At 31.2% G+C, this 16,279-nt stretch carries 17 protein-coding genes; 1 reads left to right on the top strand and 16 read right to left on the bottom strand.

Features of this window, described 5'->3' with window-relative positions; translation table 11 throughout:
- Positions 1-108 precede the first annotated feature (108 nt).
- Entirely contained in the window at positions 109-1,191 is a 1,083-nt protein-coding gene (gene porV, locus JMN12_RS03220; protein WP_088594367.1) for a type IX secretion system outer membrane channel protein PorV, read from the top strand.
- Between the two features lie 56 nt (positions 1,192-1,247).
- Here the strand turns inward: porV and JMN12_RS15155 are convergent, their stop codons facing one another.
- The 16 genes from JMN12_RS15155 to JMN12_RS15140 form a co-directional block, all read right to left on the bottom strand.
- Positions 1,248-3,962, bottom strand: a complete 2,715-nt coding sequence (locus JMN12_RS15155; protein WP_238423804.1) for a hypothetical protein — start codon at positions 3,960-3,962, stop codon at positions 1,248-1,250.
- Positions 3,943-5,868, bottom strand: coding sequence for a hypothetical protein (locus tag JMN12_RS15150; RefSeq protein ID WP_238423803.1), 1,926 nt, complete (start codon positions 5,866-5,868; stop codon positions 3,943-3,945). Before JMN12_RS15150 ends, JMN12_RS15155 begins: the two co-directional genes overlap by 20 nt.
- 29 nt (positions 5,869-5,897) lie before the next feature.
- Positions 5,898-7,556, bottom strand: a complete 1,659-nt coding sequence (locus JMN12_RS03210) for a hypothetical protein (RefSeq protein ID WP_203137110.1) — start codon at positions 7,554-7,556, stop codon at positions 5,898-5,900.
- A gap of 7 nt (positions 7,557-7,563) precedes the next feature.
- Positions 7,564-8,916, bottom strand: coding sequence for a PKD domain-containing protein (locus JMN12_RS03205; protein ID WP_203137108.1), 1,353 nt, complete (start codon positions 8,914-8,916; stop codon positions 7,564-7,566).
- A gap of 29 nt (positions 8,917-8,945) precedes the next feature.
- Positions 8,946-10,010, bottom strand: a complete 1,065-nt coding sequence (locus JMN12_RS03200) for a hypothetical protein (RefSeq protein ID WP_203137106.1) — start codon at positions 10,008-10,010, stop codon at positions 8,946-8,948.
- A 2-nt stretch (positions 10,011-10,012) separates the two neighbouring features.
- Positions 10,013-10,441: a hypothetical protein gene (locus JMN12_RS03195; RefSeq protein WP_203137104.1), complete on the bottom strand. Its 429-nt coding sequence runs from the start codon at positions 10,439-10,441 to the stop codon at positions 10,013-10,015.
- Positions 10,442-10,525: 84 nt separating this feature from the next.
- Positions 10,526-11,197 carry a hypothetical protein gene (locus JMN12_RS03190; protein ID WP_203137102.1) on the bottom strand — a complete coding sequence of 224 codons (672 nt, stop codon included), beginning with the start codon at positions 11,195-11,197 and terminating at the stop codon, positions 10,526-10,528.
- A 16-nt stretch (positions 11,198-11,213) separates the two neighbouring features.
- On the bottom strand, positions 11,214-11,633 hold the full coding sequence (locus JMN12_RS03185; protein ID WP_238423802.1) for a hypothetical protein: 420 nt from the start codon (positions 11,631-11,633) through the stop codon (positions 11,214-11,216).
- Between the two features lies 1 nt (position 11,634).
- Complete coding sequence (locus JMN12_RS03180) at positions 11,635-12,042, bottom strand: hypothetical protein (RefSeq protein ID WP_203137100.1); 408 nt, start codon at positions 12,040-12,042, stop codon at positions 11,635-11,637.
- A gap of 204 nt (positions 12,043-12,246) precedes the next feature.
- A complete protein-coding gene (locus tag JMN12_RS03175) occupies positions 12,247-12,510 on the bottom strand; it encodes a hypothetical protein (RefSeq protein ID WP_009412280.1) in 264 nt (87 codons plus the stop codon).
- A 52-nt stretch (positions 12,511-12,562) separates the two neighbouring features.
- Positions 12,563-12,778, bottom strand: a complete 216-nt coding sequence (locus JMN12_RS03170; RefSeq protein ID WP_009412281.1) for a hypothetical protein — start codon at positions 12,776-12,778, stop codon at positions 12,563-12,565.
- Entirely contained in the window at positions 12,753-13,028 is a 276-nt protein-coding gene (locus JMN12_RS03165; protein ID WP_009412282.1) for a hypothetical protein, read from the bottom strand. The genes JMN12_RS03170 and JMN12_RS03165 overlap by 26 nt, the downstream gene beginning before the upstream one ends.
- Before the next feature lie 9 nt (positions 13,029-13,037).
- A complete protein-coding gene (locus JMN12_RS15145) occupies positions 13,038-13,865 on the bottom strand; it encodes a hypothetical protein (protein ID WP_238423801.1) in 828 nt (275 codons plus the stop codon).
- Between the two features lie 125 nt (positions 13,866-13,990).
- Positions 13,991-14,668, bottom strand: a complete 678-nt coding sequence (locus JMN12_RS03155; protein ID WP_203137098.1) for a hypothetical protein — start codon at positions 14,666-14,668, stop codon at positions 13,991-13,993.
- A 99-nt stretch (positions 14,669-14,767) separates the two neighbouring features.
- Positions 14,768-15,442 (bottom strand): hypothetical protein, encoded by a 675-nt coding sequence (locus JMN12_RS03150; RefSeq protein WP_238423800.1) that lies wholly within the window; start codon positions 15,440-15,442, stop codon positions 14,768-14,770.
- A gap of 4 nt (positions 15,443-15,446) precedes the next feature.
- Positions 15,447-16,279, bottom strand: an 833-nt coding sequence (locus JMN12_RS15140; RefSeq protein ID WP_238423799.1) for a hypothetical protein, incomplete at its 5' end; no start/stop codon positions are given.

Raw genomic sequence — 16,279 nt, 5'->3', positions numbered from 1 at the left:
GTAATTTGCTATGTGAGTAGTTTGGTAAAAAATATTTCAAAAAAATTACCAAAAGAGGAGATATTTAAAATAATATTGTATCTTTGAAAAATATTTTGAATATTCACTATGAAATTTTATCTCCTAATTATACTATTAAGTTGCTCTTATGTTTTTTCACAAGAGAAAGAACACCCCATTACTACGGCATTTCCTTTCTTACTTATAAGTCCTGATGCTATAGCCTCAGGCAGAGGAGATATAGGGGGCGCTTCCTCTCCTGATGTTTTCTCACAATATTGGAATTCATCAAAATATGTTTTCTCTCTGCAAAAATCAGGAATAGGAATGAGTTATACTCCTTACTTAAACAAACTATCTCGTGACATTTTCTTAGCAAACATCAGTTATTATAGAAAAGGGAGCAGAAGTGCTTGGGGGAGCAACCTTAGGTATTTTAGTATAGGAGAAGTCCAACAAACTCAACTTTTTGGAAGTGATATATATAGATTAGGAAACTTTTTACCATCTGAGTGGCTATTAGATCTTTCATATAATCTGAAATTAAGTGAATATTATTCAATGGGAATTTTGGTACGTTATCTACATTCCAATTTACGATCACCCGCAGAAGAAAAAGCTACTGCCCAAGGGATAGCATTTGATATTTCAGGTTACTATACTTCTGAAAAACATCTTGTAGGTAATCATTTTGGAAGCTATTCATTAGGTTTCCAAATTTCCAATATAGGAAGCAAAATCAAATACGAGGACTTAGGTCAATCGTTTTTCCTGCCCACTAATCTTAAACTCAGTGGGAGTTACACCCTATCAGTAGATAGCGAAAATGATATTTCTTTACTTGTAGAGCTCAACAAATTATTAGTCCCTTCTGATACACAGAAACATAAAAAGACTGATTTTTTAGAAGGCATTTTTACTTCGTTTACAGATGCTCCCAATGGTTTTTCAGAAGAGATGCGAGAAATCTCTTGGGCATTAGGATTTGAATATACCTATTTACAACATTGGTGTTTGCGCACTGGCTATTTCTATCAACACCCAAACAAAGGAGATAAAAAATATCTTACCGTTGGGACTGGTTTTAATGTGTCTCATTGGCAACTTGACTTTTCTTATCTTTTTTCAACTGCTCAAACAGTTAATCCATTAAGTAACTCTCTTAGAATTTCATTGCAATACGCTTTTTAACTGCTATATACAAAAAACTCCTGCTATAAACAGGAGTTTTTGTTGTGTAAATACTATTAATCATCAATAGGATTTTTATACATCTGTAAAGCTTCTGATGATTTTTTATCCCCAGGTAAGGTATATATAAGTTTGATGTAATAATCGCCTTTTCTCATAGGTATAAAAGAAGTATTTTTTAGAAATTGATGTGCTGGACTTGAGAAAGATATTATCCCTTTACTTAAATCATTGGTAATCTGCCTAAAGATATCTACAAAATCCATCTTATAAGCTAATGCTAAATCATATTGATAAGGAAAATAATTTTCTACTTCTTGTGAGAAAATTTCGTTTTGTACATTAGTTAAATACTTATTATCAATAGAAATTGCTTTTGAGGGTATTTGTCCCCACTCTTTTGTATCTCTTCTTAATTGATATTTTCCAGCAATTGGTAATTGGCTATACAAAGTAGGATTTATGTATTGTTTAAAATAAGCATCCTGCAAAGTAGCTTCTACTGCAATTAGAGGTTTTTTCTTAGAATACTCATTACCTACAAGGTCTACTACTTCAAAAGGTTCTGATTTTTGAAGAGTATTAGCAAGAGAAATTGCATTAGAGCGACGTATTACAAAATTGTAATGAGAAACTTTGATAGCTTTTATTTTCTCATTAAACGTTTTATACTTACTAGTACTGAAATCATACGTTAATCGTTCTATCTCACCTTCTTTACTTAATGATTGTGCTTGTTTTTGCAAGACCTCATAATCATTACCCTCTTCTTGAGTTCTCTTTACATTTTCAGTAACTTTTCTCTTTTCATTTTTTGTATTAGTTTTTACAGGCTTACTAAAAAAGCTAACTTTATAAACTGACTTTGTCTGTAGTTTAGGCATAGCAAAAGTAATCTCATTAGCATCTTTGTTATAGATAAATGCTACCTCTTGTGCTTTATGGGTTTGATTATCTATAATTTTTACTCCATTCTCCCATTGATTACCTTCAAATAGATAGTCTTGTCCTTGTATGAGTTTTACATACCCTTGTTCAAACTCGTCTTTTAAGAAAAATTTTTGTGATACTACGGGATAAGCGTATTCTATATTTTGTAATGGGATATAATTAGGAGCTGTGCCTGTTGTAAATGTACGTTCTTCAAACTCTTTAGCTACTTGTCCGTTTTGGGTGATAGGTCTAAATATACCTCCCTCCTGTTTTTGGAAACTAACTTCTACTTGTACTTTAAATTTCTTTTGAGGAGCTAAAATATCTTCAGGGATGAAGTTAGCTCTATCTTTTAAGTGTGACCATTCTAATCTACCTTTAACTTCCTGATTTTTATCATCAAGAACGTTAAATTTTTCAAGAACTACTCTATAAGTACTTTTTCCATTATCTTCAGGAATTTCAAAAGGTTCGTTTACTTTCATTGAAAAAGTGGCTTGAGGTACAGCAAATACATCTACATCATTGCTATTGTTTTTAGGAGATACATCAGCAATGAGTTTCATTCCTTCAAAAGCACCTCCTGCTGCTCCAAAGTCACATTGTTCACCAATAGTAACTTTGAAATTGAACTTTCCTTTGATAAGTCCGCCTAAGACATCCATTTCACCTCCTACATAACCTCGTAACCATACAGGATTAGGTAATTTAGCTTGCATTAATACAGCTACGCTTGATGATATAATAGGAATTCTCATATTTATAAAAAGCAACTTTACACGTACTCCTAATTCACCTTGTAAGAAAGCATAAGATTGTCCGTTAGCATACCAACCGTCTATACCTACTTGTTTGCCTGTATTTCTACACGATGCTTCTCCGTAATTCTTAAGCATTATATCAAATCCAACACCTGCTTTGAAATTAGCATAGAAAATTAGGAATGATAAATCACCAGTATCTATACTTAAATCAGAACCAAAGGCAAAACCTCCTGCATTGGCTAAAGCATTTTCATCACGCATATAATTGAGTTCCTGTGCTTGTACTCCTAAAATGCTCGCTACATTGGGAGGAGGCGGTGGAGAAGCAGGTAATTTTGTACCAGCCATAAGATAAGAAGTTGTTTTAAGAGAAATACCTGCTACCCCCATTTTTATACCTACCCTATCATCAGGGGTGCCAATGTGTAGATACCAATCGTTAGGGTCTTTATGAAAAACAGCCCAACCTGCTCTACCTCCTTCACCTACCCCTGAGATGAACCCTGCATTGATATAGACATCAAGAGTACCGTGTGTAGTTTGATTGACTATATCAAACTGAATAGCTGTCTTGAATTGGATAGTAGCCTTATTATCAGGAGTAGTAGGTATTGCTTTTTCAGCAAGAGGTAAGAAACGTTTTTCAAAACCTGTACGTTTATCGTTATTACTTTCTAAACCTAAGAAAGAGGCTTTATTTTCTAAACTTCCTGATACTTTTGAAACTAAATTCTGTATATTTTCTATTCCAGGTATATCAGCTAAGACATTTCCTTTTCCATAGATGGCTGCAAAATCTAATCCTCCATTTTTGTTGAATAACATTTCAAAAGCAGCTTCTCCATTGAAAGCCTTGTCTGAACCTATAGCAAAACTCACTAATGCTTTTAGTCCCAACCCTCCTTCTTGGTAAGGTTCATAAGTAAGTCCTGAAGGAGAAAATTCAGCAGGGTCAGCGAGTGCATTTCGTTTCATATTATAATAAGCTCCTCCACCAAAACCATTGATGAAATAACCCGTTGATATCTTGGCACTGGCATCAAAATACCAATATCTAAATTCTTTTTTTTCCAAAAATAGCTTTAGCTTTTACCTTGCAAGCTCCTTTGATTTCTACTTTTAAATCGGCATTAAATCCGTTGCCATATATAGGGTGATTTTCGAGTAAATCAAGCCGACCATCCATAGAAAATCCACAGAAAGAACCTTTTATAGCTATAGCAGAAAGGTCTAAGCCTTTGAATTTATAGTTGTAAGTGTGATTTTCTGAAGTTAGCTCACCTAAAATACCAATATTAGCTCGTGCTGAAAGTTCACTTTTATCCATTAGGTTCAGTGCTACATCAAAATACACATCTGCTCTGTTATCTAAAGTTCTCACTTCTACGCTTTTAATACTTACAGGAAAGTTGCTAAAAGAAACCTCATTTTTATATCTCATATTTCCCACAGAAATCATAGGAGAAACTGTTTGTAATTTCAAATTTTCAAAAGTAATTCCTTTAAAATCTACGGTTTTGCTTTCCTCCTGATTTTCCTGAGTTTCTTTTTCTGCAGTTTTGTTGGCGGCAAAGTTTATATTACCGTGTAAAACAGCTTTAGGAAGAAAACGATTGTTCTCTACTTTTAGTTCTATGGAACTATTTTTATAAAGAGAGGCTTTTGCTTGCCAAAGGTCAAATTGTATTTCATCAGTGGTCGTTACATTCAAGCTGTATCTTTCTTCTGAAATCAGTCCGTCGTATTGCAAGCCCAACTGTTCTATATTTTTGTTCTTGGAGGCATTGGTAATAGGAAGTAGTATTTTTCCATTAAAATTTGCTTTTACAAATTCGCCTGTTTCTATTTGTACCTCAATATGCTCTAATGAGTATGCCCAAGCATTGTTCTTATCAGTAATTCCTTCTTTCAAAGGAAATATATTTTCTGCAGAAAAGACCCCCGAAACGCCAAACTTATCTATAAGAAGTCCTTTGGCAGAGAACTCTATACGTTTACCATTTTCAGCGGTTGATTTTGTTTTAAACTGAGAGGGGAGACCTATTGAAAAGTTCTCGACATACACTCCTTTCCAACTCTCTTGCGCAGGAAAGAGTAGCCCTTTGGTATTGTACATATTTGGGAAAACAACAGAAGGGTCGTTTTTTATATCGCTTACGTCAAGAACCGCTTTTGATACTAAAAACTGAAAATTGCCATCGTAGTCTCTTCCATTTTGTTTTTTAGCTAATACAAAAGGAGAAAGAGATACGTTCATTATCAAATCATTCCAAGCGGAAGCTGTGATGCTAAAATCACCTCTTACTCTGTTAGGAGCTTCAACAACACGTCCGTTAGACAATGTAATTGGTACTGTTTGTTGGGCTTCATTTACAACTCCATTTTCTAAAGGGAGGATAAGCTCTCTTGAGAACTCAACAGTTCCTGAGAGGCGAAATTCTTTAAAACCATCACAATCAATTACTGCATAAGTCAAATCTTCAGTTTGACCTGTTTGTTTGTTAAACCCGCCATAGAGGGTAAGTTGCCAAGCATCTTTATGGATAGGAATGGCTACATCTCCCAGCAAAGCCAATTTGGCATCTCCTATGATACCCCCACTATGAGAGAGTTTGATGTTGTTTGCACCAAAAAATAAAGAAATAGGGCGACCATCATCCCCTTTTTGAGGAATATCTACTTTGGCAAACACTTGTAACTCGGTATAATCAGAGTGCAGTGTAGCCTTTATAATACCTATTGAATAAGTAGCGTTATCCGCAGCATTCTCACCTCTCTTACGCGTTTTTATACCGATGGGCAAAGAAGTAATATTCTGTAAAGACAAATTATCTACCCACAATTCCTTCCTTTCTATTTTCTGCATTTGTTGTGCAGCATATTCAGTAGTAAGTTCATTGTTATCAGTATTTTGCCCTAAGAGAGAAGAACTCCAGAAGCTAAAAAAAACAAAAGGTATGGATAAAAATATATTTCGCATTGTATGTTATTTTTTAAGGTGAAACTATTTTAAAAGCTATAGCTATAATTTATATTAAGCGTTATATCCTCAGCAGATTTTTGCTGTGAGTGCCTAAACATCTGCATTCCATAGAATGAAAAATTGTGTTTTTCAAGCAGTACATACGACACATTACACTTGATACCTAAAACACTATTTCCAAAAGTGTCATTTGTTCGATTATAAAGCGTTCCTAAACTTGTATTGAGCTTATTTTCAAAGAATTTTTTGGCGATTGTAACACTCCCACCATAAAAATCGGTTATCTCTCTCCCTACTTTGTTTTGAGTGTAGTTGGCAGAAGTATTTACATTCATTTGCAGAGATGAAAAGCTAATGGTATGAGCAGCATTATAATTCTGCACCAAACTGGCTTGTCCTCTACCGATAATACCTCCTTGTTCATTGGCTTGTCCTGCAATAGAGTAGTTGAAATTCACATTTTGACTTTTATCTTTTCCAAAAACATAATTCATATTCACATTTCCGTTTTGAGAAAGCTGGCGATAAGTAAGTGTATCGGCAGGATTCATATTGGGGGTGTTGATATAGTCGAACTCGTTTAAACGGCGGTTAGTAGTGGATGTAAAATTAGAGTATGAACCTGATACATTTAATTTTTCTGAAATCTTTGCATTCAGATTTGCACTTCCTACTAGTCTCACAGAGGTTTGATTTTTCTGTTCTTTTAAATTGTCGCGTTGGTATCCCAATTGAGTGGCTATACTTATACGATCTTTAAAAAACGGACGGGCAAATGTAAGAGAAATATTCTCTAAATCATTATTGAAATACATAGCTCCAAAAGTACGATAAGTAGGATCAATATTCTCATATACAATTCCTACATTTGCTTTTCCAATCAGATAATTTAAACGGGCATCAAAAGCCCTACTTTTGGAGGTTGAAAGCAAATAGTCTAACGAATTATCCTCAGTTTTATGAGGGGTCTTTTCCTGAATGATAGAAAGTGCATATTGTACTTCTAAGCTCAAGTTTTTTACAAAAGTTGTGGCAAATTTTAACGCATTAGCATAATTAGACTTGGGAGAAATATCAGTAGGATGTTCCAATGAATTTTTAACGTCCCAAGCGTATAAGCTACTAAATTCTATCTTATATTTTTCTTTGTCAAAGTTAAGCTTCATAGCTGAACCATATCTCTCAAAAACAGCCATTTGACCTATATTTTTATCTTCTTCTACTGCTTTGAGCAAGCGCCCCCCCATTGTGCTAAATTTCAATGCTCCTTTAGGTGTTAATTCTAGCCCTACTCCACGAAAAGGGTGTCCGTTGAGCGTATAAGGAGAGTAAGTGAGGGTGTGGTCGCCTAAGTACAATTTTATCCATTTGTACTTAGGAGCAATACTAAATCTATTAAAGTCGAAAGGGACTTTATAGTTCAGAGCATTTCCTTGATTGGTAATAGAGTAGCTCACAGGCATTGAAAATGTAAGAAAGCTAAAATTCAAACTTCCTGTAAGCATATAAGTAAAGGTACTTTTTTCAGCAGAAGAATTAAAAAACATAGCATCAGCATTGACGCCTCCACTTACTCTAAACTTTGTATCTTTAGTCATTGCTTCTATGTCTAAATCTTGAGCATTGGTACCAAAAGATATACACAAAAGTCCTCCCAAAAGCATATACTTTAATAATAGTTTCATTATCTATTTATTTTTGAACTTTTATATCACACAAAATATATGAATTTTCTGCACCCTTACTTACAAATTGTTTTATTTTGATAGCTCCCTTTCTACCATCGTGGGTTTGAAATAACACTATTCGAGGTAATGTATTTGTAAATGCTTGTGCTCCTGCTGCCGAATGTACAATGGTGAGTGCCTTCAAAGGAGTATCGTTTACCATTGCATTAAAATTTTCTTCAGTAAAATTGAGCCCGCAATTGCATATTTCTTGTGAATTGACAAAAATAGTAGCTTTAGCTCCTGTAATAGGAAAGAAAGCATATTTTTGTGCCTCAGTTGGAGATACAAATTTATTGCTTGCAAAAGTAGGGCTACCTCCTTGAAAAACTATATCTATCAAAGGAGCATTTTCAGCAGTAACTTCTTTAGAGAAAAAAGATTTCTTCAGTTTTGTGGAATAGAAAGCTGCTACTTTTTCGCTGTTATGGGCGTAATTAATTCCTAATTTCACATTTTCTAATACATAAATCCCTGTATCGGGATATACTGTAATTTGTTTTTGTAAAGTTTGGGTAGTTTTACCATTAGAGGCTACAAGTATTATAGTATAAGTACCAGCATTAGTATAAGTTACTTTAGGATTTACTTCAGTAGAAGTGTTAGGAACACCCCCTTGGAACGTCCATTGGTATGAAATAGCATTTTCAGTTTTATTTTGCAAGGTGATATTTACAGGCACTTGTAAATCCTCATCCTCAATAGGTATCTTCCAAGAAAAAGTAGGTTTAATAGCAGGTTTTACCTCTACAAAATCTGAAAAAGTTTGACGATCATACCCATTAGAAACTTCTAAAGTTATTTCGTGTTTGCCTTCTGTAGAAAAAACCACAGCAGGAGGTGTTTTTCCTTCAAAGGTTTCGGGGATACCTCCTTTAAAAAGCCATTTATAAGTGAGGTTCTCTCCCTGAGTAGTATTAGTAAACTTCACCGTTACAGGAGGGTAGCTATTCATTACAATCTCTTTTGTAAAGCTTGCTTTTTTGATAGCATCTTTTATTGTGATAGTTTGCTCTTGAGTATCTGATTCTTTATACTCGTTAGTAACTGTTAGTTTTACTTTGTATGAGCCGTGTTGTGTGTAGAGCACTTCAGAAGATTTTTCAGTAGAGGTATTAGGAGTACCACTTTCGAACTCCCACAAGTAATGTTCTCCCCCTGAAGAGGTGTTGTTCATCTTTACATAAACGGGTACAGATTCATCACCATTTTTAAAACTCATTTGAAAAGAAGCTTTCACAGGAACTTCTGTTTCTTGATAACAAGAAACGACTGAAAAAGCTATTAAGCAAATGGTAAAATATCGGTATAAACTCATAGTTGTTGTTTTTATGTTGTTATTAGGTACTATTCTTCACGTTCAAAAATATGTAACGTATGATTACTATCTAAGATATAGACCTTATTTTCTGAGACTTTTAAATCTCTAAGGCGAGTAAAACTATCATCTCTTTCCACTACTGCAATAGGCTCTGAAATATAGATAATTTCTTTGGTATTGATGTCTAAAATGCCGAATTGTAATTCTTTGTCATTATAAAAATACAATAAATCTTCTTGTAGACTTGTATTCCCATTAACTCCATATTTTTTTAGGTTCATTTTCTCCATTTTATCCCACATACCATATAGCATAGGAGTTATTTTTTCTTTATTGAGGTCTATTTCAAAAAATCTGTCAGCTATTAAACCGATAATTATTCCTTTTTTTTCATCCAAAATAAATTTTGCACGATAAAAAATGTAAAACTCTTCACTATCTACATAACTATCAACTTTGCCTAATAAATTCCCCTTGGGTATCCCTAGAATACGATGTTTCAATTCCCCAGTTTGAATATCTAAACCAATAAATCCACCTCTTTCTATATAAACCCAAAGAATATTGTTATATATTCCTACAAATTGTTCTACTTCATAGTCAAATTCTTCATCTGTACTATAATCTTTACCTTTACCAAGAGAAGAAAGAGGAAACTCCCAAAGAATTGAATCTGAATCTATTTTTCTACAAGCTATTTTCTTTTTAAAATTACGAAATATATACTTGTCTATAATACTTCTTCCTAACCAACTTGTAGCTTCAAAAAGTATTTTTTTCTTTTCAAAATCATAAATCCCTTCTTGTGGTTTATCATCAACTTCATAAAAAGAAAAGTAAGGGTAATTTTGAGCTTCTATCCTATAATTATTAATAACAATAGTTAAATCGTTAATATTGATTATGGCAGAATCTCCATACACAATCTCTCTTGATATCAAATGGTCTTTTCCAAAGGGATATAGTTCTTGCTGTCCAGAAATTTCTAATAGACATTCATTTGATTGAGCATTAAAGAGTCCTTTGCTATTAATGTAATATTCATTCACATAAGCTATTACATTGTTTATTGTTCTACTTTCACAAAACATAATTATTCAGCTTTTATAAAGTTAAAAATAGGGTGTTTAGCATCAAAAGAAATGTCTTCTACTAAATCTTTGAAATTTTTAAGACTATTTATTTTACCAGTTCCATCAACTCTATCAAATTGCTTCCATATATTTGGATTCGTTTTAAAAATTTCATCAGTATTACGCTTAAACAATTCTTTAAAAGCTTGTTTTATTTCATTTATATTAGCTTTATTACTGTTAATCATATAAGCTAAATCTTCTATTTTGTTAACTCCTTGTAAATAGCTTTCAAATTGCTTGATAAATCCTTTATCATTAGCTATTTTACTCCACGTTTCACTGTTATAGCTTTTAAATTCTTCAAATAAAGGTTTTTGTCCTTCCCTAAATTTCACATCATAACGGCAGTTGGCACAGATATCATCTAAACCTTTTTCAAACTTCATATCTAAATGCTCAATGTTTTCAGACGTATATTTTTTAGGGTTTTTCTATGCTTTTAAATGAAAGTAAAAGTAATAAAACAAGAACTATTCTTCTCTTTCAAAAATATGTAACGTATGATTACTATCTAAGATATACACCTTATTTTCTGAGACTTTTAAATCTCTAAGGCGAGTAAAACTATCATCCCTTTCCACTACTGCAATAGGCTCTGAAATATAGATAATTTCCTTGGTATTGATGTCTAAAATGCCAAATTTTAGTTGTTCAGCAAGATAAAAATACAATAAATTATCTTGAACAACATAACTTCCTGCAGTATCATTTGCTTTTTTGATGTTGTACTTTTCAAACTCCTCTTGTAAACCATATTGAGTAACAAAAGGAGGCTCTTGGGTTAAATCTATTTCAATAAAGACATCTACTGCTAAGCCTAAAATTTTTCCTTTTTCATTGTCTAAGAGATAATCACTTCTAAAAAAGCCTTTGCTATCATCATAAGAACTCGTACTTGTTTTTCCTATAGCTTGGTGATATTCAGGGATACGATATCTTAATTCTCCTGTTTCAATATCTAAACCTATAAAACCTTCTGCATTTAGAAAAACCCAAAAAATATTGTTGTATATACCTATAAATCTCCGTACCTGAAAATCTATCTCTTCATCGGTATATGGGTTTTTCCACTTCCCAAGAGAAGAAAGAGGAAATTCCCAAAGATGTTCTTTCTTTTGAATAGAAAAGGCTCTGATAGACATTACATCATCGTATATTTTATCCTTTTTGTATATATATATATATATATATACCCATTTGGAAAAAACTTATAGAAAATTTGTCAATATTTCCCAATACCATAAGATTCCCTTCTCTATCCAAAAGAGCTGTAATGAATATTTTTTGTTGTTCATCTAAAAAATAAGTTTCTAAAAACTCTTTAGATAAATACAAAAAAGCTTTGTCTTTTCCTTCTTCTATTAATTCTAAATTTTCGTCAAAGATTTTATAATTATTCTCCCACTCACTACAATAGAATTTACCATTAAAAGTAGCAAGCGGACTTAGTGGAGTTTTGTAAAGCATTTGTTTTTTTTCGCCACATTGAATTTCATCAGATGTATTGATGTAATAAGGTTTGCCTTTATAGATAACATAATCTCTTACATTACCTATTTTAGAAATTAATTTAAACATTTTATTGTGATTTTATAAAGTTATAGAGTGCTGAATTTGTATCGTTTATCAACTTTTCTAATCTTACTTTATCATTAGGATTTATAATACCTAAACTTTTCTTTAGTTTAGGATTCATAAACTTTAAAATTTCATCACTGCTACGATTAAACAATTCTTTAAAAGCTTGTTTTACCTCATTTATATTAGCTTTATTACTGTTGATCATATAAGCTAAATCTTCTATTTTGTTAACTTCTTGTAAATAGCTTTCAAATTGTTTGATAAACCCTTTATCATTAGCTATTTTACTCCACGTTTCGCTGTTATAGCTTTTAAATTCCTCATATAAAGGTTTTTGTCCTTCCCTAAACTTCACGTCATAACGGCAGTTGGCACAGATATCATCTAAACCTTTTTCAAACTTCATATCTAAATGCTCAATGTTTTCAGGCGTATATTTTTTAGGGTTTTTCTATGCTTACTAAATGAAAGTAAAAGTAATAGAAATGAAATTAGTATGATAAAACAAGAACTATTCTTCACCTTAGTACATTTTTTACTAATTGAATGTATTATAAATATTTTTAGAAAAACAACACGACTTCAACTTAAAAATAAAAACATTAATATTTTATAGAATACTCTCTGCTAACAAATCTTCTTTTAAAGGTAATTTTTCAGGATAAAAAATAAAAATAACATTATCATCATTTATCAATGAAATATATTCTTTTTCTTGCCACTTCAATAAAACAGGTAGCACTTTGTTATAATTATCTCTGAAATGTTTATTCACTATATCCATTAAATCCCAATCTATTATTGGAGTTATTAAATAAATATTATCACGGTAAATAGTGTCTACTAATAATTTGATAAGATTTTTACGCTTCATATTTCTTTAAATATTATTATTTTCCTCACGTTTTTAATAATTTATGAAAGAGTCATAATCTATTAGAAGGTAAGTCTATAATTTTAAACTTTTCTTCAGATACAATTTCAATAATTCCTTTGCTTTCTAAAAAAGGTAAAAACTCTTTTATTACATTTTTTTGATTTTTATCTTCAGCAAAATCATTAATAGACCATTCATTCCCAAAATTCCTATAAAACAATTCTATTTTATATAGAAAATTATCGATTATTGCTTTTGTTTTCATAAGATAAACTTTCTAATAATAGAACATCTCTTGCGGGTAAATTTTCGGGAAATAACATAAATATATATTCATCATCATTTATTATAGAAATATAGTTTTTTTCTTCCCAGTATTTGAGAATTGGCAAAATTTTTTGATATTCAGCTTTGATATTTTTAGAGAAGGCATTCCATCTCCATTTAGGATTATAGGCAGAGGGATCATAACAAATATTATCAATTATTATCTCTATTATTTTTGAACGTTTCATAGCATAGTGTTATTTAAAATTGATTATTTCACCTGTTTTTAAGTTAATTAATCTTTTCAACTTTATTTGAGATTGTGTTATAAATTGCGTTGCTCCTCCTTTTCCAAAATTTGGATAGCTCCTTGTTAAAACTTCCATATATTCAGCATTGTTCCATTTTGCTTTTGGAATATGAGTCTTATTTATTAGCTGGTTAGCATCAAACTCTGCACGCCAAACAGCGTCTGTATATTTTGCATTTAACTGCATTTTATCAATAGCGATTAGGGGATCATCTATTTTATCTAATGAGAAATATGTTTGTCCTTGCCCTATTTGTTCTGGAATAATACCTGAAGATTTTAATTGCTCTAAATAATTAGCATTAGAACCTATATGTCTGTAAGCTATTTTTCCTTTTATTAATTCATTTGCTACATCATCTATTTTATTTGCTTTTTTAAGAGCTTTTAGTCCTTCTGCTCCATAGTGGTCTATAATTTCAGCAACAGCACCTCCGTCTTTATTAAATTTGAAATAGATAAGTTCTTCTGCTTCCTTACCAAATTTAGCTATTGCTCTTTCCCTAGCTCCTTTAAATAAATTATTAATATACAGAGTTGTTTCATCAGATAAATTAATTTCTTTTTCTAAAGATAGTACTACTTTTTCACCTTTGGAATAAACTCCTATATTGGCTTTTTTAGTATCGTTGTTAACTGTGATATAAACGTTTTCTAAAGTGCCTATTTTTTTGTAACCTAATGTGTTATCAACTATTACAACACTTGGTGTAAGGAGTAATTTTTGACCGTCAAGAGCATCTAAATAGCGCAAAGAAGCTATTTCATACTCCATATTAGCTGCTACTATATAAGCTTTTAGGTCATTTTTAACTTTTGCAGTTGCTCCCTGAACAATTTGTTTAAACGAAGATATTATTAACTTCGTTAATATTTCAAAAACACTTATTCTGCAATCACTTACACATTATAAATAGGTTTTGTATTATCTAAAACTTGTTTAAGTTCTTTAGAGGCGTTGTAATATCTTATATTATCAATATCTTCAGGGTCTTCATCAAAATATTCCTTCTGTTTTTGAAAATAGCTATCCATAAATTCCTGATAGTTACTATCATTGCAAAGTTTTAAAATAACCGCTTTTTTCATTGGTGCAAATTGCCCTAAAATATCCCACAACTCTTCTTCTGTTTTATCTTTAATATACTCATATAAAACATTTAAATCTTTCCATCTTTCAAAGAAGGGAAGGGCTTCTGTATTAAAGAATAGATAGAAATCATCTTCTATTTGTTTAATGTCATTATCTGATTTTATTTCTTTTTTTATAGTAGGAATTTTAAAATCGGAATCAACGAAAAATGAATTATATATATCTTTTGGAGATGATGCTCTTCCTACTAAATTATTTTTTGCAAGTATTGGCACTAAGATATTCTCAATACTTAGAAAATTGATATAAATAGAAAAACCCCAAAAAAGATTTTTTCCATCTTCTTCTTTAATAATGAACCCTATACGAAAAATACTTGCATCTTGTTCTTTACGATAGTTAAACACATTATTATTTAATTCCTTCGTTTTAGTTAGAATGAAACCTTCATTAGTTAAAAAATTATGTATAAAAGATAATTCCATTTTTTGATTATTTAAAGTTGATATCATTCATTTTGATAGGTGGAATTTTTATATTATCTCCCTCACTAATGATTTTATAAACACTTATTCTGCAATTACTTACACATTGTAAATAGGCTTTGTATTGTCTAAAACTTGTTTAAGTTCTTTAGAGGCACTGTAATATCTTATATTATCAATATCTTCAGGGTCTTCATCAAAATATTCCTTCTGTTTTTGAAAATAGCTATCCATAAATCCCTGATAGTTACTATCATTACAAAGTTTTAAAATAACCGCTTTTTTCATTGGTGCAAATTGCCCTAAGATATCCCATAACTCTTCTTCTGTTTTATCTTTAATATACTCATATAAAACATTTAAATCTTTCCATTTTTCAAAGAAGGGAAGGGCTTCTTGTTTATAAAAAAGATTAAATATATTCACGACCTCTTCATATTCTGAGATGTCTTTTCCATCATCAGAAAGTGTGTATCTTGTATCTTTTTGAACCCAAAAAGATTCATCAATATTTTCAGGCTTTACATCGCCAAATAACTTGTTTTTTGTCAGAATAGGTATTATTATGAGTTCCATTTCTATAAAATTAACAGCATAGTAAAATCCTTTTATTTTATCTTCTCTTTTCAAAAAGGCTATACTATTTATAGATTGATTTGTACTTTTTCTATAATCACAAATTATACAACCACTTTCTTCACTCTCAAATAATTTGAATCCCTTTGGTAGTAGAATACTATCAATATAGATTAAAACTTTTCTAAACTCTTTCATTATGTTAGTTCTTAAAATTAATACTATTCATTTTTATTGGTGGAATCTTTATATTTTCTCCTTCGCTAATGATTTTATATACATCCTCTCTATATATTCTAATTGTTGTTCCTTGTCTGAATTTTTCAGGAGCATTTGCTTCTTTCAAAAGGGTATTATTTGTTCTTACTTGAAACTCTATGTATTTTTTATTAGGGTTATTCTTAAAGACATCTATTAATTCGCTTTTCTGGTTAGCTGTCCAAGGCGAGGTAGCGTTTAACTTGCTGTCACTTATTATGGCTCTAAAATAGCTCCTTCCTCGTTCATCGCGTAGTTCTTTTACAAACAAATCATCAGCAATAATATTGTCTTTTACTCCTTTTAAATATACTTGTTTTAAGTGTGTATAGTCTTTATAAAGAGTACTAAAAGGAGGTATGTTTCTAATTTTAGAACTTACTAAAGATTCAAATTGTCTTCCTAACTGTGTATTTGTTTTAAAGAAATTACTTTTTCCCCATTTTGTCCAAGAACTACTTTCTTTAGAAAGTTCAAAGGCATAGGCAGGGTCTTCTTTTATCAATTTCCATTTAAGGAAATCGTCTTCTGTCTTTAAAAGCTGTCTTAATTCACCTCCTGTAGAATTAGATGATAAATCTTTCTGCAAAGTTTTTAATAAATCATCATCCCATTGGTTGAGTAAAAGTTTAATATCTGTCGAAATAGGTGTATTGAAATAAGTATCTATCTCATTTATTTCTGATTTTAGATTTTTTTCTAAAGACAGTACTACCTTTTCACCTTTGGAATAAACTCCTATATTGGCTTTTTTAGCATCGTTGTTAACTGTGATAT

This window comes from Capnocytophaga genosp. AHN8471 (assembly GCF_016806945.1).
In the GTDB taxonomy this organism is placed as follows: domain Bacteria; phylum Bacteroidota; class Bacteroidia; order Flavobacteriales; family Flavobacteriaceae; genus Capnocytophaga; species Capnocytophaga periodontitidis.
This window is presented reverse-complemented; position numbering and strand designations above follow the sequence as displayed.

What these genes read in the sequence shown, in the direction of transcription:
- JMN12_RS03200 (WP_203137106.1), bottom strand. Translation starts at nt 10,010, where the DNA reads ATGTTTTGTGAAAGTAGAACAATAAACAATGTAATAGCTTATGTGAAT.
- JMN12_RS03190 (WP_203137102.1), bottom strand. Translation starts at nt 11,197, where the DNA reads ATGTCTATCAGAGCCTTTTCTATTCAAAAGAAAGAACATCTTTGGGAA.
- JMN12_RS03170 (WP_009412281.1), bottom strand. Translation starts at nt 12,778, where the DNA reads ATGAAAACAAAAGCAATAATCGATAATTTTCTATATAAAATAGAATTG.
- JMN12_RS03155 (WP_203137098.1), bottom strand. Translation starts at nt 14,668, where the DNA reads ATGGAATTATCTTTTATACATAATTTTTTAACTAATGAAGGTTTCATT.
- JMN12_RS03180 (WP_203137100.1), bottom strand. Translation starts at nt 12,042, where the DNA reads ATGAAGTTTGAAAAAGGTTTAGATGATATCTGTGCCAACTGCCGTTAT.
- JMN12_RS03175 (WP_009412280.1), bottom strand. Translation starts at nt 12,510, where the DNA reads ATGAAGCGTAAAAATCTTATCAAATTATTAGTAGACACTATTTACCGT.
- JMN12_RS03185 (WP_238423802.1), bottom strand. Translation starts at nt 11,633, where the DNA reads ATGTTTAAATTAATTTCTAAAATAGGTAATGTAAGAGATTATGTTATC.
- porV (WP_088594367.1), top strand. Translation starts at nt 109, where the DNA reads ATGAAATTTTATCTCCTAATTATACTATTAAGTTGCTCTTATGTTTTT.
- JMN12_RS15150 (WP_238423803.1), bottom strand. Translation starts at nt 5,868, where the DNA reads ATGCGAAATATATTTTTATCCATACCTTTTGTTTTTTTTAGCTTCTGG.
- JMN12_RS03165 (WP_009412282.1), bottom strand. Translation starts at nt 13,028, where the DNA reads ATGAAACGTTCAAAAATAATAGAGATAATAATTGATAATATTTGTTAT.
- JMN12_RS03195 (WP_203137104.1), bottom strand. Translation starts at nt 10,441, where the DNA reads ATGAAGTTTGAAAAAGGTTTAGATGATATCTGTGCCAACTGCCGTTAT.
- JMN12_RS03150 (WP_238423800.1), bottom strand. Translation starts at nt 15,442, where the DNA reads ATGAAAGAGTTTAGAAAAGTTTTAATCTATATTGATAGTATTCTACTA.
- JMN12_RS03210 (WP_203137110.1), bottom strand. Translation starts at nt 7,556, where the DNA reads ATGAAACTATTATTAAAGTATATGCTTTTGGGAGGACTTTTGTGTATA.
- JMN12_RS03205 (WP_203137108.1), bottom strand. Translation starts at nt 8,916, where the DNA reads ATGAGTTTATACCGATATTTTACCATTTGCTTAATAGCTTTTTCAGTC.
- JMN12_RS15145 (WP_238423801.1), bottom strand. Translation starts at nt 13,865, where the DNA reads ATGGAGTATGAAATAGCTTCTTTGCGCTATTTAGATGCTCTTGACGGT.